The following is a 24,415-nucleotide window of genomic DNA, read 5'->3' on the forward strand; positions in this document are numbered from 1 at the left end:
CAGGAATGGACGCTCCTATTGAGGAGGTGAGGGAAAAACAATAGACATGTGTGAAACATGCCGGTTCAAAATAGAAGACTTTTAAAGCTGAAAACGGGGAAAATAGGCAGCAAAAGAGGGGGGGCGTGCAATATCAAGGTGAAAAGTTCAAGAAATCAAGATGAAAAGGTTCGAGAAATTTCTTCCAAGTGATTGAAATTGGTTGTTATTTTGTAACAGTTGAGAAAAATCGTTGAAGTCTTTCACTATCGGCAAAATGTTTGTCAAAATAGAGCGCTCTATGCACGTTTTGAATCATTCTTAAAAATGTGTTGCATTGCTGCCATAGCAATTCATCATCTTTTATTTCACCACTTGAAAAAGATTGAGAAGATACGAAATTGGTCGTATGGAAAAGGCAATTGTATTGCAAAGCTTTTTGTATTGCAAAAGAACCTTTCAAATCTTCGTCGCGGAATTGAGCTTGAAATGAACCACCGTTTATTGATTGCCGGTTTGTCCGGCTTGTTTTTTTTGTCGGGCAATGTTGCCTTTTCAGAAGAAATCGCTGATAGCAATGATGCGGATAGCGCGCAAGTTGCTTCTATCGCTCCTGTCGGACATGTGCAGATACCATCTGTAAAAAGCTATAATGTTCCGGAAAAATATCGTCCGCAGACAGTATCATTTTCTGGCTATAAGCCCGGCACAATCGTAATTGATCCTAAAAACTATTTTCTTTACCTGATCGAAACGCCAACGACAGCAAGACGCTATGGAATTGCCGTCGGTAAAATCGGTCTACAGTTTAAAGGAACTGCGAATATACGTTTCAAACGGGAATGGCCACGCTGGATTCCGACAAAAGACATGGTGAAACGCAGTCCGGAACATTATGCAAAATTTGCCAATGGTATGGATGGTGGGCCAGGAAATCCGCTCGGCGCACGTGCTCTTTATCTTTGGCAGGGTGATAAAGACACCTATATCCGTATTCATGGAACAGTGCAGCCGTGGACTATCGGCTCGTCGGCGTCAAACGGTTGTTTCCGTATGATTAATGATGATGTCCTTGATCTTTATGATCGTGTCGATGTCGGCACAGAAGTCGTTGTGCTGTAACTTGACAGAATGAAAAAGTTCAAAGCCCCGTATATGACGGGGCTTTTTTATTGAATGAATACAATTGGTTGAAGTGAAAATATGAATCATTTCGTTAGCTTTTCTTTGACCGGTTGTTGAAGTTTGTCTTTTGGTTCTCATTATAAAATGCTTTAAGACGGAACTGTCAGGAACGCTATTTCAATCCTTTAAAGGGATTTGAAAACGAAATGCAAAAGACAGAAAATTTGCATAAAACCCAATTTTTTGCTGGAAGAATCATCAATGAACAGTTATCTCCATAAGCCCATGGCACGATATGTTTTTATTACTGGTGGCGTGGTTTCTTCCCTTGGAAAAGGCATTGCCGCAGCAGCTTTAGCTGCATTGTTACAGGCTCGCGGGTACCGTGTGAGGATTCGCAAGCTCGACCCTTATCTCAACGTTGATCCGGGCACGATGTCACCTTACCAACATGGTGAAGTCTTCGTGACAGATGACGGAGCCGAAACCGATCTTGATCTCGGACATTACGAGCGTTTTACCGGCCGTTCTGCCAATAAGCAGGACAATATCACGACCGGCCGGATTTATCGGAATATCATCGAGCGTGAGCGGCGCGGCGACTATCTTGGTGCGACAGTTCAAGTCATTCCTCATGTTACCGATGAAATTAAAAATTTCATCATGGAAGGAAATGAAAATTACGATTTCGTTTTGTGCGAAATCGGCGGCACTGTCGGTGATATTGAAGCGATGCCGTTTCTGGAAGCAATCCGGCAGCTTCATAATGAATTGCCTCCCCATACAACGGTTTATATGCATCTTACATTGATGCCCTATATTCCTGCTGCCGGTGAATTGAAAACCAAACCGACACAACATTCGGTAAGGGAATTGCAATCGGTTGGTATCGCACCGGATATTTTGTTGGTTCGTGCCGATCGTCCTATTCCGGAATCGGAGCGTCGCAAGCTTTCACTCTTTTGCAATGTCCGTCCTTCGGCAGTTATTCAGGCACTTGATGTCGATACGATTTACGATGTCCCGATCGCCTATCATCGCGAGGGGCTTGACTCGGAAGTGCTTGCTGCCTTCGGAATTGATCCTGCACCCGAACCGAAAATGGATCAGTGGGTTGAAATCAACCGTCGGCTTCATAATCCGGAAGGTGAAGTGACGATTGCGGTTGTCGGTAAATATACCGGCTTGAAAGATGCCTACAAGTCGCTGAATGAAGCTTTGACGCATGGTGGCCTTGCCAATAAGGTCAAGGTCAATCTCGAATGGATAGAATCGGAAATTTTTGAAAAAGAAGATCCGGCTCCTTATTTGGAGAAAGTTCACGGCATTCTTGTTCCGGGTGCTTTCGGGGAACGTGGTGCCGAAGGCAAGATTATGGCAATCCGTTTTGCCCGCGAACGTAAAGTTCCGTTCTTCGGTATATGTTTCGGTATGCAAATGGCCTGTATTGAAGCTGCGCGAAATCTTGTCGGCATCAAGAATGCGTCTTCCACCGAATTTGGTCCGACCGATGAACCGGTGGTCGGTCTGATGACAGAATGGCTTAAAGGAAATGATCTCGAAAAACGTGCCGAGTCTGGAAATCTTGGCGGCACGATGCGTCTGGGTGCTTATGAAGCCATTTTGAAGGAAGATAGTGCTATTGCAAAGATTTACGGCAAAACCGATATTTTCGAGCGTCATCGTCATCGTTACGAGGTCAATATAGACTATAAGGAAAGGCTCGAAAATTGCGGCCTGATTTTTTCCGGCATGTCACCGGATGGTGTCTTGCCGGAAACGATAGAATATCAAGATCATCCCTGGTTTATAGGCGTTCAGTATCATCCGGAATTGAAATCTCGTCCGTTTGAGCCACATCCGCTTTTTGCCTCCTTTATCAAGGCTGCAATGGTACAAAGCCGATTGGTATAACCGAAGCTTGTAGTTTCAAAAATTTCAGGCCTTGCAAATTGCACCGGATGCGCATTTGCAAGGCTTTTTGTTGCGCCGGTCTCAGGCTTCAGCCGATCAAAATAATCGAAATTTTCATGCTGTTCAAAAACTGTTTTCCGTATGGAAAATGCCGGTTCCGGGTTCGGCTTTATAACGTGTCATTTAGCGAGACGTTTTGAAAATTTAAAATTCAGGAAAGGTTCGATCGAACTGTCGCAATAATGGCTTTCAAGCGACACAAATTCCTACTGGCATAAATTCCTACCGGCATAACTTCCAACCGGTATAACTTCCAATTGGCATAACTCTCAAATCGTTATGGCGATCACATATTATTAATAGCCCCCCGTTATCGGAGCTTCTCATAAATAAAAAATTCATAAGGTTGAAACAGAATTTTTTTGGGAAAGAGTTTTCAGCTTTTCAGGACTGTTCCGAAACAATGATATTGAACAGTTCGGGTTTTATAAGGTAAGGTCTGACAATCAGTAAAGATCATGTCAAAATGACTAGATTAGAGGATCAAATGACAAAACCGAATAGCACTGTCACCGTGGGTAATGTTAAATTTTCCAATAGTGCGCCCCTTTCAATTATTGCCGGCCCTTGCCAGATGGAAAGCCGCGAGCACGCTTTCGATATGGCAGGCAAGATCAAGGAGATTACAGAAAAACTGGGCATCGGTTTTGTTTATAAATCAAGTTTTGACAAGGCCAATCGTACATCGCTCAATAGCAAGCGTGGCATTGGTCTTGAAAAGGCAATGGATATTTTTGACGATTTGAAGCGGGAATTCAAAGTTCCGGTTTTGACCGATATTCATACAGAAGAACAATGTGCAATTGTTGCCCCCCATGTCGATGTGTTGCAAATACCCGCTTTTCTTTGCAGACAAACCGACCTGTTGATTGCTGCTGCCAAAACAGGGCGCGTTATCAATGTCAAGAAAGGCCAGTTTCTCGCCCCGTGGGATATGAAAAATGTGCTGGCGAAAATTACCGAAAGCGGAAATCCGAATGTGATGGCTTGTGAAAGAGGTGTTTCTTTCGGTTATAACACATTGATCTCGGATATGCGTGCACTCCCGATCATGGCGCAATTCGGTTCTCCGGTCATTTTTGATGCGACGCATTCTGTCCAGCAACCGGGCGGGCAGGGCACATCTTCAGGAGGACAACGCGAATTTGTTGAAACACTTGCACGTGCAGCTGTCGCAGTCGGCGTAGCAGGTGTCTTTCTTGAAACGCATCAGGATCCCGACCATGCGCCGTCTGACGGACCGAATATGGTCAAGCTTGAAAACCTGCCACATCTGCTTGAAACATTAATGGCATTTGACCGGCTGGCAAAAAAACTTTAATCGATTTTATAAGGCAATGGGTATTCCCTCATAAAGAGAGTTTGTCTATTCATTGAAAAATAACGAACCCTGAACGGGAAGGAAACGTGAGATGACTGCAATTGTAGATATTGTTGGCCGTGAAATTCTGGATAGTCGTGGAAATCCGACTGTTGAAGTCGATGTTGTGTTGGAAGATGGTGCGTTTGGTCGGGCTGCTGTTCCCTCAGGCGCATCGACCGGTGCCCATGAGGCTGTCGAATTGCGCGATGGTGGCTCTCGCTATCAAGGCAAAGGGGTTGAAAAAGCCGTAAGTGCAGTCAACGGTGAAATTCTTCAGGAACTCGGTGGTCTCGACGCAGAAGATCAAATTGCGCTTGATGAGGCGATGATTGCACTTGATGGTACGCCGAACAAGTCACGTCTTGGAGCGAATGCTATTCTCGGTGTGTCTTTGGCAGCGGCCAAAGCGGCAGCAAATTCTGCCGGTCTTCCGCTTTATCGCTATGTTGGCGGCACACAAGCCCATTTGATGCCGACACCGATGATGAATATTATTAATGGCGGCGTTCATGCCGATAACCCGATCGATTTTCAGGAATTCATGATTTTGCCGGTCGGTGCGCCCACCATCAAGGAAGCCGTACGTTACGGGGCAGAAATCTTCCATACATTGAAAAAACGTTTGAAAGATGCAGGTCTTAACACCAATGTCGGTGACGAGGGCGGTTTTGCTCCCAATCTCAAGAGCGCAGAAGCAGCACTCGAATTTATTGTGGAATCGATCAAAGCCGCCGGTTACAAACCGGGTGAACAGGTTGCGCTCGGTCTTGATTGTGCGTCATCGGAATTTTACAAAAACGGATCATATGTTTATTCGGGCGAAGGCAAAACACGCAATGCCGAACAACAGGCCGATTATCTGGAAAAGCTCATTTCCGATTTTCCGATTATTACAATCGAAGACGGTATGGCCGAAGACGATTGGGATGGCTGGAAAATTCTGACCGATCGTATCGGCAAAAAATGCCAACTCGTTGGTGACGATTTGTTTGTGACCAATTCTGCACGTCTGCGCGATGGTATCAAAATGGGTGTTGCCAATTCTTTGCTCGTCAAAGTCAACCAGATTGGTACTTTGAGCGAAACGCTCGATGCTGTTGAAACCGCCCATAAGGCCGGCTATACAGCTATTATGTCCCACCGTTCGGGAGAGACCGAGGATTCGACCATAGCCGATCTCGCTGTTGCCACCAATTGCGGCCAGATCAAGACAGGCTCTCTTGCCCGTTCCGACCGGCTTGCCAAATATAATCAATTGATAAGAATTGAAGAAGAGCTTGGTTCCCAGGCACGTTATGCTGGTATTTCGGCTTTTCGTATCTGATTGAAAAACGGCTTTACCAATTTTGATTTTCAAGAGCGGGCATGATGCCCGCTTTTTTTGCGTTTTTAAGACTCGTTTTTTCAAGTTTGTTACTTATTTAATCGGGTAATTCCAACTCATCGGATTTGAATTTAAAAAAGTGCAAAATTGATTGCCGATCAGATTGGTGATTTTGCAATTTGTCACGCAAAGATCAGGAGTTTTCATGCGCGGTTCGATTATAAGCTACAACAGGAACAAAGGTCTTATTTCGGGGTTTGACGGCAACCGATATGAATTTTCGCGGCTTGACTGGCACGGTAAGGGGGAACCTTCCGAGGGACGGGAAGTCGATTTTGTTGCTGAAGGCGTTTTTGCGAAAAATATATTCCCGTTGCAAACCGACAGCAAGCATTCAAAAGTTGTTCTGGCAATCGTTTGCTGGTTTTTCGGGATTTTCGGTGTACATCGTTTTATGGTCGGAAAAATTGGTACAGGCGTGTTGATGCTTCTTCTCACAATCACGGTTTTCGGTTCGATCATCTCCCTGATCTGGACAATTATAGACTTTATCGTGATTCTTATGGGAAAATTCAAAGACAAAGATGGAAATCCGATTACGAGCGAATATCTTTAAGCCAATCGTTTCCGATAAATGGATGAACGCCGGAAAGGGCAGGAATTTTTGTCATGATCGGATATAGCTCAGGGTTAATTTCGGCTTTTCATTCTCTAACCGGAAAATAGGAGAGCATTGTTTCTTCGTGACCAAACATTCATTTATTGTGATCGGGTATTTGCCTGCGAGCAATTGTTTTGCGTTTTGATAATGGCAGGGGGCGCGCGATATTTCAGTTTGTTTTGTTTTTTCGGAATTTAGTCTTCCGGTAATCTATCTTTAATCAAAATCGTGCATGACTGATAGAAGCTCGACAGGAAAGAATATGATGTGGACAAAACAGAAACGCAGATCAATCAAGGGGCGATTTATATTGCCGCTTATGACAATTGGTGTGCTCAGCTATTTTGGCTACCACATTTATCACGGTGAGTATGGATTATATTCGCGCGTCAAAGTAGAACAGCATATTGATAGTCTCAATAACGAGCTGAAATCTCTTGAAGAGCAACGTAAAGGAATTGAAAAAAAGGTTTCACTTTTAAAAGACGGGCATATCGAACGCGATATGCTTGATGAATATGCCCGTAAAAATTTAAATCTTTCCAAGCCGAATGAATTTGTTATCCTGACGGGTCAAGGTGATCTGTCAAAATAAAAAAATTCTGTTCATTTCTTAAAAAACAATCATATCAATATTTTACACCACGTTTTACAAACATTTATAGTGCTTGTATGTTCGGCGGGGAAAGCGTATTTTTAAAACACCAATTAAGGGAGTTTAATATGGCAGCACGGGCTAAAAAAACTTCTGCGAAAAAGACGCAGACCGTATTAACCAATACCGCCAGATCACCTGAGCCGGCGGAATTTACCAAAGAAGAAGAACTTCAGTTTTATCACGATATGCTTTTAATCCGACGGTTTGAAGAAAAAGCCGGTCAGCTTTATGGCATGGGCGTTATCGGCGGCTTCTGCCATCTCTATATCGGGCAAGAAGCGGTGGTAACCGGCACAGTCAAAGCGATCAAGGAAGGCGATCAGGTTATTACTTCCTATCGCGATCATGGTCATATGCTGGCGACAGGCATGAACCCCCGCGGTGTTATGGCCGAGCTTGCCGGCCGCAAAGACGGCTTTTCCAAGGGAAAGGGCGGTTCGATGCATATGTTTTCCAAGGAGAAAAATTTCTTTGGCGGGCATGGCATTGTCGGAGCCCAGGTGCCGATCGGAACGGGTTTGGCGTTCTCCAACAAATATTTGGGACGCGACAATGTAACGCTTGTCTATTTCGGTGACGGTGCGGCCAATCAGGGGCAGGTCTATGAAAGCTTCAATATGGCTTCGCTTTGGAAACTTCCTGTCGTTTACGTGATCGAAAACAACCAATATGCAATGGGAACGGCAGTTTCTCGTGCTTCTGCCGAGACCGATTTTTCACGTCGTGGTTTGTCTTTTGAAATTCCCGGCTATGTTGTCGATGGTATGGACGTTTGCGCTGTAAAATCGGCAGCCGATGAGGCCGTCGCCTGGGCACGTTCAGGCAAAGGCCCGATTATTCTTGACATGCAAACATACCGTTATCGCGGCCATTCGATGTCGGATCCGGCAAAATACCGCACCAAGGAAGAAGTTGAAAAAGTCAAGACCGAACATGATCCGATCAATCAGGTGAAGAACCGTTGTATTAAAAAGGGTTGGGCAACCGAAGACGAACTGAAAGAGATTGACAAAAAGGTTCGTGCTGTTGTTGCCGATGCAGCAGACTTTGCGGAAAACGATCCTGAACCGGATGTTTCCGAACTCTATACCGATGTTCTTCTTTAATAGCGAGGAAAGCGACTATGTCTATTGATATCTTGATGCCGGCGCTTTCGCCCACAATGGAAGAAGGCAAAATTTCAAAATGGGTCAAAAAGGAAGGCGATAAAGTCGAAGCCGGTGATGTTATTGCCGAAATCGAGACCGATAAAGCAACGATGGAAGTCGATGCTGCCGATGAAGGAACAATCGGCAAGATTCTTGTTCCGGAAGGAACAGAGGGTGTGAAAGTCAATACGCCTATTGCTGTTTTGCTGGAAGATGGTGAAACAGTGGCAGACATTAAAAATGCGGTTAATCCTGCAAAAGAAGCGGCTCCCAAAGCGCCGCAGCCTGCTGCACCTGCTCAAGCTGCGCCAGCCGCGTCTGTTGCTGCTGCGCCGAAACCTTCGCAACCTGTTGTCCAGTCCGATCCGGACATTCCGGCAGGAACAGAAATGGTCAAAATGACAGTTCGTGAAGCTTTGAATGAAGCTTTGGCAGAAGAAATGCGCCGTGATGACAAGGTTTTTCTGATTGGCGAAGAAGTTGCGCAATATCAGGGTGCTTATAAGGTCAGTCAGGGGCTGCTTGATGAATTCGGCGCACGACGTGTCATTGATACGCCAATTACCGAACAGGGATTTGCCGGTCTTGGCGTTGGAGCGGCTTTTGGTGGCTTGCGTCCGGTTGTTGAATTCATGACGTTCAATTTTGCGATGCAGGCAATCGACCAGATTATAAATTCGGCTGCCAAGACACATTATATGTCGGGCGGACAGATGCATGCACCGATGGTCTTCCGTGGTCCGAATGGAGCGGCTTCGCGCGTTGGTGCGCAGCATTCCCAGTGCTATGCTTCGTGGTATAGTCATGTGCCGGGCTTGAAGGTTATCATGCCTTATACTGCCGCAGATGCAAAAGGTCTTCTAAAAGCTGCAATCCGCGATGATAATCCGGTCATTTTCCTTGAAAACGAATTGCTTTACGGCCATCAGTTCGATGTACCGAAGCTGGATGATTTTGTTTTGCCGATAGGAAAAGCCCGTATCCATAAGGCCGGTAACGATGTTACGATCGTCGGTATGGGCATGGGAATGAATTATGCAGTTGAAGCACTGCCGGAATTCGAGAAACTCGGAATTGATGTCGAGTTGATCGATTTGAGAACAGTTCGTCCTATGGATCTGCCGACCATTATCGAATCGGTGAAGAAAACAGGTCGTCTGGTAACAATCGAAGAAGGTTTCCCGCAATCATCTGTCGGAACTGAAATTGCTACCCGTGTGATGCAGCAGGCATTTGATTATCTTGATGCACCGATTGCCACAATTGCCGGCAAGGACGTTCCGATGCCTTATGCGGCGAACCTCGAAAAGCTTGCCTTGCCGAGCGTTGCCGAGGTCGTCGACGCGGTAAAATCTGTCACTTACAAAGCCTGAAGGAGACTGCACTATGGCTATTAAAATTACGATGCCGGCGCTTTCTCCGACTATGGAAGAAGGAACTTTGTCAAAGTGGGACATCAAAGTCGGAGATAAAGTTTCACCCGGTGATACGGTTGCCGAAATTGAAACCGATAAAGCAACGATGGAAGTGGACGCGGCAGACGAGGGAACGCTTGCAAAAATCGTTGTTCCTGCCGGCACACAAGGCGTGAAAGTCAATGCATTGATCGGTATTCTGGCGGAAGATGGTGAAAGTGCCGAGGATGCTATTAAAGCGATTGAAGACGAAGAAAAGAAACAGGCTTCATCTTCTCCGACAACCGCGCAACCGGCTTCTCCTGCTGCTGCCCCGCAGAAAGCCGATGCGAGCGCGCCTGTTGCCGCAGCCGCCAGTCCAAATCCCGCTCCGGCAACTGCTGTGCCTCCGGCTTCCAAAGCTCCGGTGACAGACAAAGGAAACCGGATTTTCGCTTCCCCGTTGGCTCGCCGGCTTGCAAAACAAAACGGGCTTCAATTGGAGCTTATTTCGGGTACAGGACCACATGGACGCATCATCAAACGCGATATTGATGCGGCATTGTCAAATGGTACCGGTAAGGCTGCGCCTGCGACTGCACAGGCTGTCGAAACTCCTGCTTCGGCCGGTAGCTCGTCGTCGGACGAACAGGTATTGAAGCTCTTCAATACCGATGAATACGAGATTGTTCCTCACGATGGTATGCGCAAAACCATTGCCAAACGTCTGGTTGAATCAAAACACACAGTTCCGCATTTTTATGTCACAATCGATTGCGAGCTTGATGCCTTGTTGAAATTGCGTGCCGAATTGAATGCGGCAGCTCCAATGGTTAAAACAAGTGCAGGCGAAAAACCGGCTTATAAGCTTTCGGTCAATGATATGGTTATCAAGGCGACTGCGTTGGCACTTAAAGCCGTTCCGGATGCCAATGTTTCGTGGCTTGATAGCGGTATGATGCGCCATAAATTTGTGGATGTCGGGGTCGCCGTTTCCATTCCGAACGGATTGATTACTCCGATCATCAAACATGCCGAGGAAAAATCGCTTTCGACGATTTCCAATGCAATGAAAGATCTGGCAAAACGGGCGCGCGAACGCAAGTTGAAACCCGAAGAATATCAGGGTGGAACGACTGCCGTTTCCAATATGGGTATGTATGGCGTCAAAGATTTCTGCGCCATTATCAACCCGCCACATGCAACGATCTTTGCGATCGGTGCCGGTGAACAGCGTGCTGTTGTCAAAAACGGTGCATTGGCTATTGCCACTGTGATGTCGGTTACATTATCAACCGACCACCGCGCAGTAGACGGTGCACTCGCAGCAGAACTCGCACAAGCCTTCAAAAAGTTCATTGAAAACCCGATGAGCATGTTGGTGTAATAATGAAAAAAACTGTTCCGGCTTATGGAGATACCCCGTCACGGGGATTAAATCTGATAAACCAAACACGTCACGCAAACGAAATTCGTTGGCCCCGTGTGCCGGAACAGCAATTTGAAGGTTCGGTTGAAGTTGTAGAGGCGGCATTGTGCAGATGCATGAATTGTTTCAGCGATACAACTTCAATCGGAGTTCGTGATGGTTCGACGAGATTTCCCAGGGTTTCAGGCTTTGGTTGGCCGCTTGATCTCGGAATGATTATGCTTGCAACAAATGACGTGAAAACATGTGTTGCAAAGAAAAGAATGGCAGCAAGTGAAGGAATGGAAAGACCGGCTGAAAACGTCCGCTCCCATTCTCATCCACTGCAAAGCGAACCATCGGAAATTATTTTTGTTTCGCCACTTCATGCGGCAGAAACAATCCATCCCTTGCGTAGCGGGCTTTTTAACGGCACTGTTGCCAAATCGGGAAAGCCCGCAAGTTTCTCACCGGATATTGCTGACGAGATGGAATGTGCCTTCTTCGACGCGGCGTCTGTCCCTCTTGTGTCACCACTTGATGGTGTGCACTTGATGAAAACAACACAAAAGCAATTGGCAAAGGGCTTCAACCATTGGTGCATGTCGTTCCCGGCCTCTCGCTCTATCTTTCCCCATGGAGGAAAAATTGGCAAATTCGTATGATGTTATTGTTATAGGTTCTGGCCCCGGCGGATATGTGACCGCAATCCGTTCAGCACAATTAGGCTTTAAAACTGCAATTGTCGAACGCGAACACCTCGGAGGCATCTGTCTTAATTGGGGATGTATCCCGACAAAAGCACTGCTTAGAACAGCAGAAATCAAGCATTTTAGCGAACATGCCAAAGATTATGGTTTGAAACTCAATGGTTCGATCGAAGCGGATATAAAGGATGTTGTCCAGCGTTCCCGCAATGTTTCTGCCCGCCTTAATGCAGGTGTCGGCTATTTGATGAAGAAGAACAAGATTGATGTTATCTGGGGTGAAGCCAAGCTGACAAAGGCCGCGACAGACGGTGGACTTGGCGAAATCGTTGTCGGAAAAATAACCAAAAAAATTATGCAGCCGCAAAATCCGGTTCCCAAGGGCACATTGGGGGAGGGAACATATCAGGCCAAACACATTATTGTCGCAACCGGCGCGCGTCCGCGCACTTTGCCTGGTATCGAACCCGACGGCAAACTGGTTTGGACCTATTTTGAGGCGATGGTTCCGGAAACCATGCCGAAATCCATCGTCGTTATGGGGTCGGGTGCTATCGGAATCGAATTTGCCTCCTTTTATCGTGATATGGGGGCGGAAGTTACAGTTGTGGAAATGATGCCGCAAATCATGCCGGTTGAAGATGCGGAAATTTCCGCTTTCGCCCGCAAGCAATTGGAGAAAAAAGGTATCCGAATCCTTACCGAAGCAAAGGTTTCGAAAATCGAAAAAACGTCCAATTCTGTGACAGCCCATATTGATATAAATGGCAAAACCGAGACAATCACTGCCGATCGTCTGATTTCTGCAGTCGGCGTGCAGGGCAATATAGAAAACATCGGCCTGGAAGCGTTAGGAGTAAAAACCGAACGCGGTTGTGTCGTAATTGATGAGTGGGGACGCACCAACGTTCCCGGTATTTACGCTATCGGTGATGTAGCCGGAGCACCGATGCTTGCCCATAAGGCTGAAGAAGAAGGTGTGATCTGTGTCGAGCATATTGCAGGGCTTGAAACAGCCGAACCGTTGGACAAGAAAAAGATTCCCGGTTGCACCTATTGCACACCGCAAGTTGCCTCTGTCGGGCTTACGGAAGCAAAGGCCAAGGCCGCAGGCTATGACATAAGGGTCGGGCATTTTTCGTTCTCGGCTAACGGCAAGGCAATTGCCATGGGCGAGGATCAAGGAATTGTCAAAACCATATTTGACAAGAAAACCGGCCAATTGCTTGGTGCACATATGGTTGGTGCAGAAGTAACAGAATTGATTGAAGGTTTTGTGGTTGCTATGAATCTTGAAACCACCGAAGAAGAATTGATGCATACAGTCTTTCCTCATCCCACACTTTCGGAAATGATGAAGGAAAGTGTTCTGGATGCATATGGTCAGGTGTTGAACGCCTGACAAACATCAAGAAGTGAATTGCAATCTTGATGCTTATACTCCATATGAAGTGGGAAAGAGCGTGAGGTACTAAATGGTAACCGTTGTTGACACTTTATCGCAGAAGCGGGTACGGCATCCGGAGAAAGCCAATCGTCCGGATTCAGAGGTTCTGAAAAAACCTGACTGGATCAGGGTGAAGGCGCCGTCGTTACGTGGGCAATATGCCGAAACCCGTCATATTGTTCGTGATAACAATCTGGTGACGGTTTGCGAAGAGGCCGGTTGTCCCAATGTGGGCGAATGCTGGACGCAGAGGCACGCAAGTTTCATGATTTTGGGTGCAATATGCACGCGCGCATGTGCTTTTTGTAATGTTGCAACCGGCATACCTCTTCCTGTTGACAAAGATGAACCGGAACGGGTTGCCGATGCAGTCAGACAAATGGCGCTCAAACATGTGGTTATCACCTCTGTTGATCGCGATGACCTTCCCGATGGCGGAGCCCAGCATTATGCCGATGTGATTCATGCGATCAGAAGAAAGTCTCCTGGTACGACTATTGAAATTCTCACACCTGATTTCCGTCATAAGGAAGGCGCACTTGAAACTGTGGTAGCGGCCAAGCCGGATGTGTTTAACCATAATCTTGAAACCGTGCCGTCAAAGTATCTGACGGTGCGTCCGGGTGCGCGCTATTTTCATTCGATCAGACTTTTACAACGTGTCAAAGAGCTTGACCCGTCGATCTTTACAAAGTCCGGTATTATGGTCGGACTCGGTGAAGAACGGAATGAAGTCCTTCAATTGATGGATGATTTGCGCTCCGCCGATGTTGATTTCATGACGATTGGCCAATATTTGCAACCCACTCGTAAACATCATCCTGTTATCCGTTTTGTTACGCCGGAAGAGTTCAAATCCTATGCTATTATCGGCAAAACCAAGGGATTTCTTCATATGTCGTCAAGCCCGCTAACCCGTTCGTCACATCATGCGGGTGAAGATTTTGAAGCACTCAGAAAAGCGCGGGCGGAAAAACTGGCTCAAAAACGCGGATAAAGAATGCCGAAATTCAATACCCACCGGCAAGTCAAACATACCGATCTGGAGATGTTCAATCTCGTTTCGGATATTGAGTGCTATCCGGAATTTTTACCGATGTGTGAATCTCTCAATATCCGCTCACGTGAAGAACGGAGCGATAAAACATTGCTTACCGCCGATATGACTGTCGGCTATAAAATGATAAGGGAAACTTTTACCACTCAGGTTTTGCTTAATCCCGCTGAAAGACGTATTGACGTACGTTATATTGATGGCCCTTTCCGTTATCTTGAAAACCGTTGGATATTCAAGTCGCTCGAAGACGGTAAATCATGCGATGTCGAATTCTATATCGATTACGAGTTCAAAAGCCGGATGCTTGGCGTGCTTATGGGCGCGATGTTCGATATTGCATTCAAACGCTTCACCGAAGCTTTTGAAGCGCGTGCCGACAAAATATATGGCTTGGCTCAAGCCTGATTATTTTATCAGCGTGGTTCTTCCCGCTTGTCATCCTGTTTTGAAAGCCGGTTGAACAACACCCTTAAAAACTTGATAAAATAAATAAAGTTTAATGAAATCAATAGATTAAATAAGTTTAAGTTTTCTTTTGTGAATTGGATTCTATTTTCTTGTAATGAAGAAAATGAGTTTTAGCTTATAATGAGAAACTTGAAGATTTCGTATTTTCTAATCGTCCTGATTTCTATTGCGGTGTGGTTGGCAACCGGTGAAATTTTTGGCATCACTCGCGGTTATTTTGCTTTCCGGTCCGAGGCCATTCAATTGACAGGACTTGTCGCTTTCGTGGCAATGAGCATTGATGTGGTGATTGCCTGTCGTCTTAAAGTGTTAGATGATGCATTGGGCGGGTTGGACAAGGCCTATCGGCTCCATAAATGGCTTGGTATCACCGCACTTCTTACTGCCATCATGCATTTTCTCCTTGCCAAAGGAACAAAATGGGCCGTCGGCTGGGGGTGGTTGACAAGGCCTTCCCGCCATATTGATTTGGCCACAATGCCGGAAAAAGTCGGGCTTGAATATGTTTTCTCTGCATTCAGAAAAAATGCGGAAGTTTTTGGGGAATGGGCCTTTTATATAGCTGTAGTGCTTTGTCTTATCGCACTCATAAAACGTATTCCTTACCGTTTATTTGCGCATGTCCATACAATTTTCGCGGCGGTTTATCTCGTTCTGGTTTTTCATGCGGTTATTTTGACGAAATTTGCCTATTGGAACGAGCCTTTCGGGCTTCTTGTATTCGGCTTGTCAATTTTCGGGTCTATTGCTGCCATCACAATATTGCTGAAAAGATCGGGCTTTGGACGTAAAATCATGGCGACAATCGTAGGCAACAGGATCGGTACGTTAAATCATGTCATGCATCTGACGTTGAAAGTTTCCGATAAATGGTCGGGGCATAAAAGTGGCCAATTCGCCTTTGTGACATTGGATAAAGGAGAGGGAGCACATCCGTTCACGATTGCCTCTTCCTGGAATCCGGAAAACCGCTTGCTAACGTTCTTTGTCAAAGGACTTGGTGATTACACAGATAAACTTTTGAAACGAAATCTGCTTCATAAGAAAGTGCGTATTGAAGGTCCTTATGGCAAGTTCTGCTTTTCTGATGATAAATCGCATGACCAGATATGGATTGGCGCAGGAATTGGAATTACACCATTTTTAGCCAGACTTGACGAATTGGCCTCACGACAGGAAAACCGCAATTCTCAAATAAATTTTGTTTATATCGCTCAAGCACTTGATGATGATGACGAGAAAAAGCTTTCGCAATTGGCGCGGTCGGCGGGTGTCGTTCTAACGCTCTGGCTAACACCGAAACAGGGAAGATTTAACGGAACTCTGTTGCGAAAAATGTTTGCGGATTGGGAACAATCATCAATCTGGTTTTGTGGTCCGAAAAATTTTGGTGAAACCCTGGAAAATGAAATGGTTCAATGCGGATTTGACCGCCAAAAATTTCATCGCGAATTATTTGAATTGCGTTGAACAGGCGGTGGAACGAATTTTGTTTGTTACGACAAAATTTTAGAGCCAATAGCAGTTGAGATTGCCCGCTCCGGTAACACCCCGCTATAGTTCGTCAAATAATCGGTCAATTATCGGGCGAAGATCAATGAATGTGTTTTAATGGAAGAACAATCGGTTGAACCTTGTAAGCCATCTGGCGAGGCAAAACGCGGTAAATAACTTCACCGTCAATGTCGTTCTGGCAATAAGCTTCCGGCGTTAACCCGAATTTCTTTTCGCCAATCGTTAATCGTTTAAATGCCGTTTTACCGGTTTTTCGTGCAAATGCGGATGCTGCTTGCAGACTATATTGGACACAAATTGCAGACTATATATGAAAACTCTGTAGTTTGGCCGGACGGTTGTTTTAGTTGTTTCGCATATCGGGGACGCAGGGTAAAATCGAATCCGCTACATTGCAAAAAGACGGAGACGGGCATCAGGCTTTTGCAACCGCTTCCAATAAAAGATCCAATGCCCGTTCAACGGTTGCGTGACGAACATTTTCGCGGCCAAGATCGCCAAAACGGGCTTCATAATGAAGTGTCGGCCTATTCGCCAAAGCAACCGCCATATGAACCAGACCGACCGGTTTTTCGGCACTTCCACCGCCGGGGCCGGCTATGCCTGTCACAGAAACGGCAATGTCGGCACGCGAATGTTTGATACCGCCCTCGGCCATAGCAATAGCCACCGGCTTCGACACGGCGCCATAGCTTTCGATCATCGCAGAAGGGACACCGACCAGTGCAGTTTTCGCCTCGTTGGAATAGGTAATAAATCCACATTCAACCACATCCGAAGAGCCTGCTATGTCGGTAAGGCTGCCGACAATCAGGCCACCTGTGCACGATTCAACGGTTGCAAGCTTTAAATGGTGCAAACGGCAAGCGGCTAGAACTTTTTTGGCTTTGTCTTCAGCAATAAGTGTCATTCTGGAATACTCCCCGGATAGATAACTGTCGCGGTGGCAATAGCGGCAATACCTTCTTTACGCCCGACAAAACCCAATTTTTCATTGGTTGTGGCTTTGATAGAAATACGATCTGCAGAAATTCCAAGCATATCCATGAGTTTTTCGGTCATTGCTGCGCGGTGCGGCCCGATTTTCGGCGCTTCGGCAATTAACGTAATATCGGCATTAGCAATACGCCCGCCTGCATCTTTGATAATTGAAACAGCGTGGCGCACGAAAATATCCGATGAAGCACCTTTCCATTGTGGGTCGGAAGGGGGAAAATGTGTGCCAATATCTCCGGCTCCACGCGTCGCAAGAAGCGCATCGGTCAAGGCGTGAAGAGCGACATCCGCATCCGAATGACCACTCAACTTTTTTTCATAAGCGATTTTCACACCACACAGCGTAACACCGTCACCTGTCTCGAAGGGATGGACATCATATCCGTTGCCGGTCCGCACGTCCGGAAATTGTAAAGAAGAGGGGGCTTCGTTGATTTCGTTTGTCATGTTTTCTGTTTTCATGCGTAATTGCGCTAAAGCGAGGTCGGCAGGCCAGGTAATTTTGATATTGTCACTGCTGCCTTCTACAATCTTTATAGGAAGTCCAGCCGATTCCGCCAAGGCGCAATCGTCGGTAAAACCGGTTTGCCCAAGCTTATCAGCATTTTCATGCAATTCTAATATTTTGGAAAAAGGAAACGCTTGGGGTGTTTGCGCCCCGAAAAGATGATCGCGTTTGATCGTCCCGATAACCATGCCATTGTCATCAGCGCGTTTTAACGTGTCAGAGACAGCAACAGCAGGTAAAATTCCACAATCGGGAGCAAGCGCATGTTGAATGCGTTCAAGAAGCGCTTCTGATACAAATGGTCGCGCGCCATCGTGAATATAAACATATTCCGGCTGTCTATCTTCCGGCATTGCGTTTAACGCACGCAGTCCGCAAAGCGTTGATATTTGCCGTGTACTTCCACCATGCACAATGGTAATTGCATCGCTTATGCCATCAATCGCCTTTTTGCATAATTGTTCATCGTCCTTATGAATGACAAGAACAATGTTTGAAAAAAGCCCGCTGTCAATAAAATGCTTTAGCGTATGAAAAATAACAGCGCGACCGGCAATCATCCGATATTGTTTCGGTCCGTTTTCAGGTGAACCGATGCGTTCACCTCTACCGGCCGCTAATATAATGGCTGCATTGGATATGATAATCCCCTTCAGAAAAATTGGAATGCAAAAACATTTACCTTTTAATAGATATTAATTCAATGCTTTTACATGTTCTTCGCCTTCGGTGATACCGAGACGTTCTCTGAAATTGGGGCGTTGCAAATCGGCGATAGAAGTCGATTTCAGAACATCAAAAAAAGCGTTCAATGCCTTGCTCAATGTAGCATTGAGACCGCAAGAATTAACCAAAGGACATTCGATAGCGCCATTTTCAAAACACTCGGCCATGGCGAAATTTTCTTCGGTGACCTTTACCACATCGGAAACAAAAATTTCATCAGCAGGCTTGGCGAGTTTCACTCCGCCGTTGCGTCCACGCACTGTCTGCATCAAACCGGCTTCGACCAGCGGATGAAGTATTTTGAATAAAAATAGCTCGGAAACCGAATAAGCCTTGGCTATTTCAGGCACACGGCTCAACTCTCCCTCGTTGGCAGCGTAATACATTAACATCCGGATGGCATAATTCGTCTGTTTTGTGAGCCGCATTTCCAATCCTTTCTGTTTTCACATCATCTCTATATAATTTAGAACGATTCTTAAAAATGTGAAGATGTTTTCTTTACTTTTTTAGAAGGTTTTAGCAAACCATTGTCAATAAGCCGATTTACACTGCGGCAACTTGCCGTATGAGCTGTATTTTTTGGATTTCAATTTTCTGATTTGTCTTTTGCCTCTTCCGCTCTGGTTCCTGTTTCTTTGCTTCACCTTTTACGAAAAGCTTCGGTTCGGCTAAAAATTATTATCAATTTCAATTAGTTAAGAGAGACTATTCTGTTATGAATTCTTAAGGGAATAAATGTCAGCGGTTGAGGAAACGAATTTTGATGTTTTGTTTTGAGGATAACAGCGACAATTTGTGAAGCACAAATCATTATTCACAAAAAGAGTATAACAAATCATTCCGAACGAGAACGAATTTGTAAATATTTAAAAGCTGTTTCACTGTTTCTGTTGCATTTTCGCCACAAAGTGTTGCATGATTGTGACGACAATTGCTGGAAATGGGAAGAATCGCAAATTGGCAAAGCCTGTAGAAAAAAGCATATATAGCGGAAAACTACGCAATATGCATGCCTTCTTTGGTATTATGGTCATTGCGCTTGCATTGCTAACAGCAGTTGTTTCTTTCACAATCCTGTTAGGCTTCACGCCGATTATTCCAAGTACCTTTGTAACTCTGGTTCTTATCGGGGTTAATAGCGTTTGGGTGTTAGGGCTTATTGCTATCGCGGTTTATGAGCTTATGCCGATCATTCAGGCTTGGAAGGCGAGACGTGCTGCATCAAGGTTGCATGTCCGGATCATATCGCTTTTTGCGCTGGTTGCGACGCTTCCGGCGGTTGTTGTGGCAATTGTCGCCGGTGTCACTCTCAATCAGGGGCTTGACCGTTGGTTCGATACGACAACACGGCAGATCGTCGCTTCGTCGATAGATCTTGCCAATGGTTATGCAGATGAAACACTGCAAAATTTGAAAAATTCTTCTTATGCTATGGCATTGGCACTCGATAACAGGCAATTGCTGGCCTTGAATCCGACCGAATACCGGTTGCAACTCACCCGCCATGCAGCCGGCCGCGATTTGCGAGGTGCATTTTTGTTAAGCCCGAACGGGACTGTTTTTTTGCAAAGTAATCTCGGAGGAGAAGACAAACTCCCGATCCCGCCGGCGAACCTTATCGTGCAGGCAACAAAAGGTAGCCCTTTTACTTTTCAACCGGGTGAACACGACTATTTCGGAATTATACTGAAACTCAATGATATTCCGAATACGTTTCTTTATCTGGTACGCGATGTGGATCAACGCGTTCTGGCGGCCTTGCGTTTGACCGAGGCGAATACAGCTCGCTACCATGATCTGAACGAAAATCGTGTTCCGACACAAATTGCCTTTGCCGTTCTTTATTTTTGTCTTTTTCTTAGCCTGTTGATCTCTGCTATCTGGACGGGAATTGCGGTTGCCGATCGCTTGGTACGGCCAATCCGTCTGCTGATAGGCGCAGCCGATGATGTGGCCTCCGGCAATATGGATGTTGTCGTCCCTGTGCGCGCCAAGGATGGCGACATCGGCCAGCTTTCCAGAACATTCAATTATATGGTGAGCGAACTTAAAAGTCAGCGCAACGAGTTGATTTCTGCACGTGACCAGATTGACGAGAGACGCCGTTTTTCGGAAGCGGTGCTTGCAGGTGTCAATGCCGGTGTGGCCGGAATTGATGAAAATGGTGATATTACAATTATCAATCGTTCCGCGCAGACAATGTTCGCTCTTGACCCGAAGGAAGTCATTGGAAAAAGTCTGATGTCGCTTAATCCGGAGATCGGGCAGGTGTTTGAGGTTGCACGGTCTTCGGGACGGAAAAATCATCGCGAACAAGTCACACTCTCTCAGGACGGGCGTAACCGCGTTTATAATGTACAGGTTACCATGGAAGAAAATGATGGTCGCGGCCAATCATGGGTATTGACAATTGATGATATTACCGATCTCGTTGAAGCACAAAGATCAAGTGCATGGGCCGATGTGGCAAGGCGTATTGCCCACGAGATCAAGAATCCGCTTACGCCTATCCAATTATCTGCCGAACGGATACGACGCCGTTATGGCAAAGTCATTACTGATGATCGCGAGGTTTTCGACCAATGTATTGATACGATCATCAGGCAGGTCGGCGACATCGGCAGAATGGTGGATGAATTTTCTTCATTTGCCCGTATGCCGAAACCGGAAATGCGGCTTCTTGATATGCGTGAGCCATTAAGGGAGGCGTTTTTTCTTGTCGAGGTGTCCCGTCATGACATCAAATTCGAGCGCGATTTGGGAGATGAGCCGCTCATGGGAGAGTTTGATAGCCGTTTGATCGGGCAGGCGTTTGGGAATGTTATTAAAAATGCGAGTGAAGCAATAGATGCGGTTGCCCTCGAAAAAAATATCGAGGGGCATATTCTTGTTCGTTCCTATCGTCAGGGTGATAAATTGGTCGCTGATGTCATAGATAATGGCAAAGGTTTGCCCAAGGAACAAAGACAAAAATTATTGGAACCCTATATAACAACCAGAGAGAAGGGGACAGGGCTTGGACTCGCGATAGTACGAAAAATAGTTGAAGACCACGGAGGTTACATGGAATTGCATGATGCACCGGTGAATTTTTACAATGGCCGTGGTGCCATGATCCGTATGGTCTTTCCGGCAGCAGATATTGGTGAATCTGATGTCGAAGAAGTAAATATCGAGAAATAGGACGGTTAAGTGAGATGGCTTCGGATATTTTGATTGTCGATGATGAAGCGGATATACGCGAACTGGTCGGCGGAATACTTGAGGACGAAGGGCATGAAACGCGCCTTGCGGCTAATTCCGACGAGGCTCTTCAGCAGATCGAGAATCGTGTACCGAGATTGATTTTTCTCGACATCTGGTTACAGGGAAGCCGCCTCGACGGCCTGGCGTTGCTTGACAAGATCAAGACCCGTTATCCGGATTTGCCTGTCGTGATGATATCCGGTCACGGTAATATTGAAACCGCTGTTTCAGCTATTAAACGCGGTGCTTATGATTTTATCGAAAAACCCTTCAAAGCCGATCGTTTGATTCTGGTTGCCGAACGGGCGCTTGAAACATCCAAGTTGAAGCGTGAAGTCAACGAGTTGCGCAAACAATCAAGCGTGACACCGGAATTACTCGGCAAGTCGCTTGTTATGAACCATTTGCGCCAGACGATTGAAAAAGTAGCCCCCACCAATAGCCGTATCATGATTACAGGGCCTTCAGGGTCGGGTAAAGAAACAACAGCGCGTGCCATTCACGCATTGTCAAGTCGTGCCAATGGGCCTTTTGTGACGATCAATGCTGCTACAATTACACCTGAACGCATGGAAATCGAACTGTTCGGTACAGAAATGGATGGTGGAGAGCGTAAAGTCGGTGCTCTCGAAGAAGCCCATGGCGGTATCCTTTATATCGACGAAATAGCCGATATGCCGAGAGAGACACAAAACAAGATTTTGCGGGTTTTGACAGATCAGACATTCGAGCGCGTGGGGGGAAGTAAACGTGTTAAAGTCGATGTAAGGGTAATTTCGTCAACAGCACAAAACCTTGAAGGGTTGATCGCCGAAGGGCGGTTTCGCGAAGATCTCTTCCATCGTCTGGCCGTTGTCCCGATAGCGGTTCCGCCACTCGCCAGTCACCGCGAGGACATTCCCGAACTCGTCCATTATTTTATTCACCAAATATCCGAACAGGCAGGCATAAAGCCGCGCGAGATCGGTGATGACACAATGGCAATTCTACAGGCTCATAGTTGGCCCGGTAATATCAGACAGTTGCGCAACAACATCGAACGTCTGTTAATTCTGGCACGCGGAGAAGGTGGAGACGGGCCGATTACGGCAGAACTTCTGCCTGCCGAAGTGGGTGATACATTGCCGCGCGCCCCGACAGATTCGGATTTACATATCATGGCATTGCCGTTGCGTGAGGCACGGGAGCTTTTTGAAAAAGAATACCTTGTTGCGCAGATCAACCGGTTCGGCGGCAATATTTCGCGTACTGCCGAATTTGTTGGTATGGAGCGGTCAGCATTGCATCGTAAACTCAAATCGCTTGGAGTTTCTTAAAATATGCGCGTCATCATTTGCGGTGCCGGTCAGGTGGGTTACGGGATAGCGGAGCGTTTGTCGAACGAACAGCACGATGTCACGGTTATTGATATCGAGCCGAAGCTGATTGAAAAAATCCGCGACACTTTGGATGTCCGCGGAATAGTCGGCCATGGTGCGCGCCCCGATGTGTTACGTGCAGCCGGAGCCGATGAAGCGGATATGCTTATCGCTGTGACACTTTCTGACGAAGTCAATATGGTCGCCTGTCAGGTTGCCCATGCACTTTTTAACGTGCCGACAAAAATTGCCCGCGTTCGCGACCAATCCTATCTCGACCCGCAATATCAGGGGCTATTCCAGCGTGATGCTTTGCCGATTGATGTGGTTATTTCGCCTGAAATCGAGGTTGGCGAAATGGTATTGCGCCGTATTGCATTGCCGGGTGCTTTGGATGTTCTTTATTTCAGCTATGACGATATTGTCGCTCTCGCGCTTGAATGTATGGAGGATTGTCCGGTTATCAATACGCCGCTCAGGCAGTTAACCGATCTCTTTCCCGATCTTTTGACGACTGTTACTGCGGTAAAAAGGGGAAAGAAACTTTTCATTGCCCATGCAGATACCGAATTGAAGGTGGGGGATATTACCTATCTTGTTGCATCACGCAGTCAGGTTCGTCGTGCCTTGGGGTTGTTCGGGCATGATGAGCAGGCGGCCAATCGCATCATTATCGCAGGCGGTGGTCATATCGGACTTTATGTCGCCCGTGCTATGGAAAAGCGCCAACATAAAGCAAGGCTGCGTATTATTGAAGCCGATAAAGAACGGGCTTTGGCCATTACCGACCAGCTTGATCGTACGGTAGTTTTGAATGGCAGTGCGCTTGATCCGGCAATTTTACAGGAAGCAAATGTCGATCAGGCCGATTTGATCGTGACATTGACCAATCAGGATCAGGTCAATGTGCTGAGCGCCATCATGGCGAAAATGTTTGGCTGCAAGTCGAACATGGTACTCATCAACAATACGGCTTTTCAGGAATTTACCCGAAGTGTCGGCATTGATTCCCATCTTAATCCACGCAGCGTCACAATTTCCAAAGTGCTCCAGCAAATGCGTCGCGGTCGTATCCGCTCGGTCTATTCTGTTTTAAATGGCGAAGCTGAAATTATTGAAGCAGAAGCCATGCAAACTTCCCCGCTTGTGGGCAAACCTTTGTCCGAACTCGCACTGCCGGAGGGACTGCGAATAGGAGCGATTTATCGTGACAACACGATGATAAGGCCAAAAGGCGATACGCGGGTTTTAGCCGGTGATATGGTGGTTATTTTTGCAATGGCCGATGCAGTGCGTGATGTCGAACAATTGTTTCGGGTCAGTCTGGAATATTTTTAAAAGGGGCATTCA

Annotated in this window: 20 protein-coding genes; 17 read left to right on the top strand and 3 right to left on the bottom strand. The window is 46.4% G+C overall.

Annotated features, from left to right (window positions below; all coding sequences use genetic code 11):
* Positions 1-468 precede the first annotated feature (468 nt).
* The 14 genes from BBC0122_RS04745 to BBC0122_RS04810 all read left to right on the top strand — a co-directional run bounded on the left by BBC0122_RS04745 (position 469) and on the right by BBC0122_RS04810 (position 16,183).
* Complete coding sequence (locus BBC0122_RS04745; RefSeq protein ID WP_077994506.1) at positions 469-1,101, top strand: L,D-transpeptidase; 633 nt, start codon at positions 469-471, stop codon at positions 1,099-1,101.
* A gap of 288 nt (positions 1,102-1,389) precedes the next feature.
* On the top strand, positions 1,390-3,018 hold the full coding sequence (locus tag BBC0122_RS04750) for a CTP synthase (protein WP_077994508.1): 1,629 nt from the start codon (positions 1,390-1,392) through the stop codon (positions 3,016-3,018).
* A gap of 547 nt (positions 3,019-3,565) precedes the next feature.
* Complete coding sequence (gene kdsA, locus BBC0122_RS04755; RefSeq protein ID WP_077991810.1) at positions 3,566-4,399, top strand: 3-deoxy-8-phosphooctulonate synthase; 834 nt, start codon at positions 3,566-3,568, stop codon at positions 4,397-4,399.
* Between the two features lie 91 nt (positions 4,400-4,490).
* Positions 4,491-5,765, top strand: a complete 1,275-nt coding sequence (gene eno / locus BBC0122_RS04760) for a phosphopyruvate hydratase (RefSeq protein WP_077991811.1) — start codon at positions 4,491-4,493, stop codon at positions 5,763-5,765.
* A gap of 205 nt (positions 5,766-5,970) precedes the next feature.
* Positions 5,971-6,381 carry a TM2 domain-containing protein gene (locus BBC0122_RS04765; RefSeq protein ID WP_077991812.1) on the top strand — a complete coding sequence of 137 codons (411 nt, stop codon included), beginning with the start codon at positions 5,971-5,973 and terminating at the stop codon, positions 6,379-6,381.
* A 310-nt stretch (positions 6,382-6,691) separates the two neighbouring features.
* Complete coding sequence (locus tag BBC0122_RS04770) at positions 6,692-7,021, top strand: FtsB family cell division protein (RefSeq protein ID WP_077991813.1); 330 nt, start codon at positions 6,692-6,694, stop codon at positions 7,019-7,021.
* Positions 7,022-7,149: 128 nt separating this feature from the next.
* Positions 7,150-8,190 carry a pyruvate dehydrogenase (acetyl-transferring) E1 component subunit alpha gene (gene pdhA / locus BBC0122_RS04775; RefSeq protein WP_077991815.1) on the top strand — a complete coding sequence of 347 codons (1,041 nt, stop codon included), beginning with the start codon at positions 7,150-7,152 and terminating at the stop codon, positions 8,188-8,190.
* A 17-nt stretch (positions 8,191-8,207) separates the two neighbouring features.
* Positions 8,208-9,605, top strand: a complete 1,398-nt coding sequence (locus BBC0122_RS04780; protein ID WP_077991817.1) for a pyruvate dehydrogenase complex E1 component subunit beta — start codon at positions 8,208-8,210, stop codon at positions 9,603-9,605.
* Positions 9,606-9,618: 13 nt separating this feature from the next.
* Positions 9,619-11,013, top strand: coding sequence for a pyruvate dehydrogenase complex dihydrolipoamide acetyltransferase (locus BBC0122_RS04785; protein WP_077991818.1), 1,395 nt, complete (start codon positions 9,619-9,621; stop codon positions 11,011-11,013).
* A 2-nt stretch (positions 11,014-11,015) separates the two neighbouring features.
* Complete coding sequence (locus BBC0122_RS04790; RefSeq protein WP_077991819.1) at positions 11,016-11,699, top strand: SGNH/GDSL hydrolase family protein; 684 nt, start codon at positions 11,016-11,018, stop codon at positions 11,697-11,699.
* The gene (lpdA, locus tag BBC0122_RS04795; RefSeq protein WP_077991820.1) at positions 11,683-13,143 is read left to right on the top strand and encodes a dihydrolipoyl dehydrogenase; all 1,461 of its coding nucleotides are present in this window, start codon (positions 11,683-11,685) and stop codon (positions 13,141-13,143) included. The genes BBC0122_RS04790 and lpdA overlap by 17 nt, the downstream gene beginning before the upstream one ends.
* A gap of 73 nt (positions 13,144-13,216) precedes the next feature.
* Positions 13,217-14,185, top strand: coding sequence for a lipoyl synthase (lipA, locus tag BBC0122_RS04800; RefSeq protein WP_077991821.1), 969 nt, complete (start codon positions 13,217-13,219; stop codon positions 14,183-14,185).
* Between the two features lie 3 nt (positions 14,186-14,188).
* A complete protein-coding gene (locus BBC0122_RS04805; RefSeq protein WP_077991822.1) occupies positions 14,189-14,650 on the top strand; it encodes a type II toxin-antitoxin system RatA family toxin in 462 nt (153 codons plus the stop codon).
* A gap of 183 nt (positions 14,651-14,833) precedes the next feature.
* A complete protein-coding gene (locus tag BBC0122_RS04810; RefSeq protein ID WP_077991823.1) occupies positions 14,834-16,183 on the top strand; it encodes a ferredoxin reductase family protein in 1,350 nt (449 codons plus the stop codon).
* 460 nt (positions 16,184-16,643) lie between these two features.
* Here BBC0122_RS04810 and BBC0122_RS04815 read toward each other — a convergent pair whose 3' ends face one another.
* The 3 genes from BBC0122_RS04815 to rirA are packed head-to-tail and all read right to left on the bottom strand — an operon-like array spanning position 16,644 to position 18,886.
* A complete protein-coding gene (locus BBC0122_RS04815) occupies positions 16,644-17,138 on the bottom strand; it encodes a CinA family protein (protein WP_077991824.1) in 495 nt (164 codons plus the stop codon).
* On the bottom strand, positions 17,135-18,400 hold the full coding sequence (locus tag BBC0122_RS04820) for a bifunctional 2-C-methyl-D-erythritol 4-phosphate cytidylyltransferase/2-C-methyl-D-erythritol 2,4-cyclodiphosphate synthase (RefSeq protein WP_225868177.1): 1,266 nt from the start codon (positions 18,398-18,400) through the stop codon (positions 17,135-17,137). Before BBC0122_RS04820 ends, BBC0122_RS04815 begins: the two co-directional genes overlap by 4 nt.
* A gap of 27 nt (positions 18,401-18,427) precedes the next feature.
* The gene (rirA, locus tag BBC0122_RS04825) at positions 18,428-18,886 is read right to left on the bottom strand and encodes an iron-responsive transcriptional regulator RirA (protein WP_077991827.1); all 459 of its coding nucleotides are present in this window, start codon (positions 18,884-18,886) and stop codon (positions 18,428-18,430) included.
* Positions 18,887-19,376: 490 nt separating this feature from the next.
* Between rirA and BBC0122_RS04830 the strand changes: the two genes are divergently transcribed.
* Genes BBC0122_RS04830 through trkA form a run of 3 tightly spaced genes read left to right on the top strand, consistent with a single transcriptional unit; the run spans position 19,377 to position 24,403 of the window.
* Positions 19,377-21,644, top strand: coding sequence for a sensor histidine kinase NtrY-like (locus BBC0122_RS04830; RefSeq protein WP_077991829.1), 2,268 nt, complete (start codon positions 19,377-19,379; stop codon positions 21,642-21,644).
* Between the two features lie 14 nt (positions 21,645-21,658).
* On the top strand, positions 21,659-23,023 hold the full coding sequence (ntrX, locus tag BBC0122_RS04835) for a nitrogen assimilation response regulator NtrX (protein ID WP_077991830.1): 1,365 nt from the start codon (positions 21,659-21,661) through the stop codon (positions 23,021-23,023).
* Between the two features lie 3 nt (positions 23,024-23,026).
* Positions 23,027-24,403 (top strand): Trk system potassium transporter TrkA, encoded by a 1,377-nt coding sequence (gene trkA, locus BBC0122_RS04840; RefSeq protein ID WP_077991832.1) that lies wholly within the window; start codon positions 23,027-23,029, stop codon positions 24,401-24,403.
* The last annotated feature ends 12 nt before the right edge of the window (positions 24,404-24,415 follow it).

The sequence above is a fragment of the Ditibartonella choladocola genome, from assembly GCF_002007565.1.
Classification (GTDB): Bacteria; Pseudomonadota; Alphaproteobacteria; order Rhizobiales; family Rhizobiaceae; genus Bartonella; species Bartonella choladocola.

Excerpts from the sequence above, each read along its gene's own strand:
- BBC0122_RS04745 (WP_077994506.1), top strand. The coding sequence starts at position 469 with ATGAACCACCGTTTATTGATTGCCGGTTTGTCCGGCTTGTTTTTTTTG.
- BBC0122_RS04750 (WP_077994508.1), top strand. The coding sequence starts at position 1,390 with ATGGCACGATATGTTTTTATTACTGGTGGCGTGGTTTCTTCCCTTGGA.
- kdsA (WP_077991810.1), top strand. The coding sequence starts at position 3,566 with ATGACAAAACCGAATAGCACTGTCACCGTGGGTAATGTTAAATTTTCC.
- eno (WP_077991811.1), top strand. The coding sequence starts at position 4,491 with ATGACTGCAATTGTAGATATTGTTGGCCGTGAAATTCTGGATAGTCGT.
- BBC0122_RS04765 (WP_077991812.1), top strand. The coding sequence starts at position 5,971 with ATGCGCGGTTCGATTATAAGCTACAACAGGAACAAAGGTCTTATTTCG.
- BBC0122_RS04770 (WP_077991813.1), top strand. The coding sequence starts at position 6,692 with ATGTGGACAAAACAGAAACGCAGATCAATCAAGGGGCGATTTATATTG.
- pdhA (WP_077991815.1), top strand. The coding sequence starts at position 7,150 with ATGGCAGCACGGGCTAAAAAAACTTCTGCGAAAAAGACGCAGACCGTA.
- BBC0122_RS04780 (WP_077991817.1), top strand. The coding sequence starts at position 8,208 with ATGTCTATTGATATCTTGATGCCGGCGCTTTCGCCCACAATGGAAGAA.
- BBC0122_RS04785 (WP_077991818.1), top strand. The coding sequence starts at position 9,619 with ATGGCTATTAAAATTACGATGCCGGCGCTTTCTCCGACTATGGAAGAA.
- BBC0122_RS04790 (WP_077991819.1), top strand. The coding sequence starts at position 11,016 with ATGAAAAAAACTGTTCCGGCTTATGGAGATACCCCGTCACGGGGATTA.
- lipA (WP_077991821.1), top strand. The coding sequence starts at position 13,217 with ATGGTAACCGTTGTTGACACTTTATCGCAGAAGCGGGTACGGCATCCG.
- BBC0122_RS04805 (WP_077991822.1), top strand. The coding sequence starts at position 14,189 with ATGCCGAAATTCAATACCCACCGGCAAGTCAAACATACCGATCTGGAG.
- BBC0122_RS04810 (WP_077991823.1), top strand. The coding sequence starts at position 14,834 with ATGAGAAACTTGAAGATTTCGTATTTTCTAATCGTCCTGATTTCTATT.
- BBC0122_RS04815 (WP_077991824.1), bottom strand. The coding sequence starts at position 17,138 with ATGACACTTATTGCTGAAGACAAAGCCAAAAAAGTTCTAGCCGCTTGC.
- rirA (WP_077991827.1), bottom strand. The coding sequence starts at position 18,886 with ATGCGGCTCACAAAACAGACGAATTATGCCATCCGGATGTTAATGTAT.
- BBC0122_RS04830 (WP_077991829.1), top strand. The coding sequence starts at position 19,377 with ATGATTGTGACGACAATTGCTGGAAATGGGAAGAATCGCAAATTGGCA.
- ntrX (WP_077991830.1), top strand. The coding sequence starts at position 21,659 with ATGGCTTCGGATATTTTGATTGTCGATGATGAAGCGGATATACGCGAA.
- trkA (WP_077991832.1), top strand. The coding sequence starts at position 23,027 with ATGCGCGTCATCATTTGCGGTGCCGGTCAGGTGGGTTACGGGATAGCG.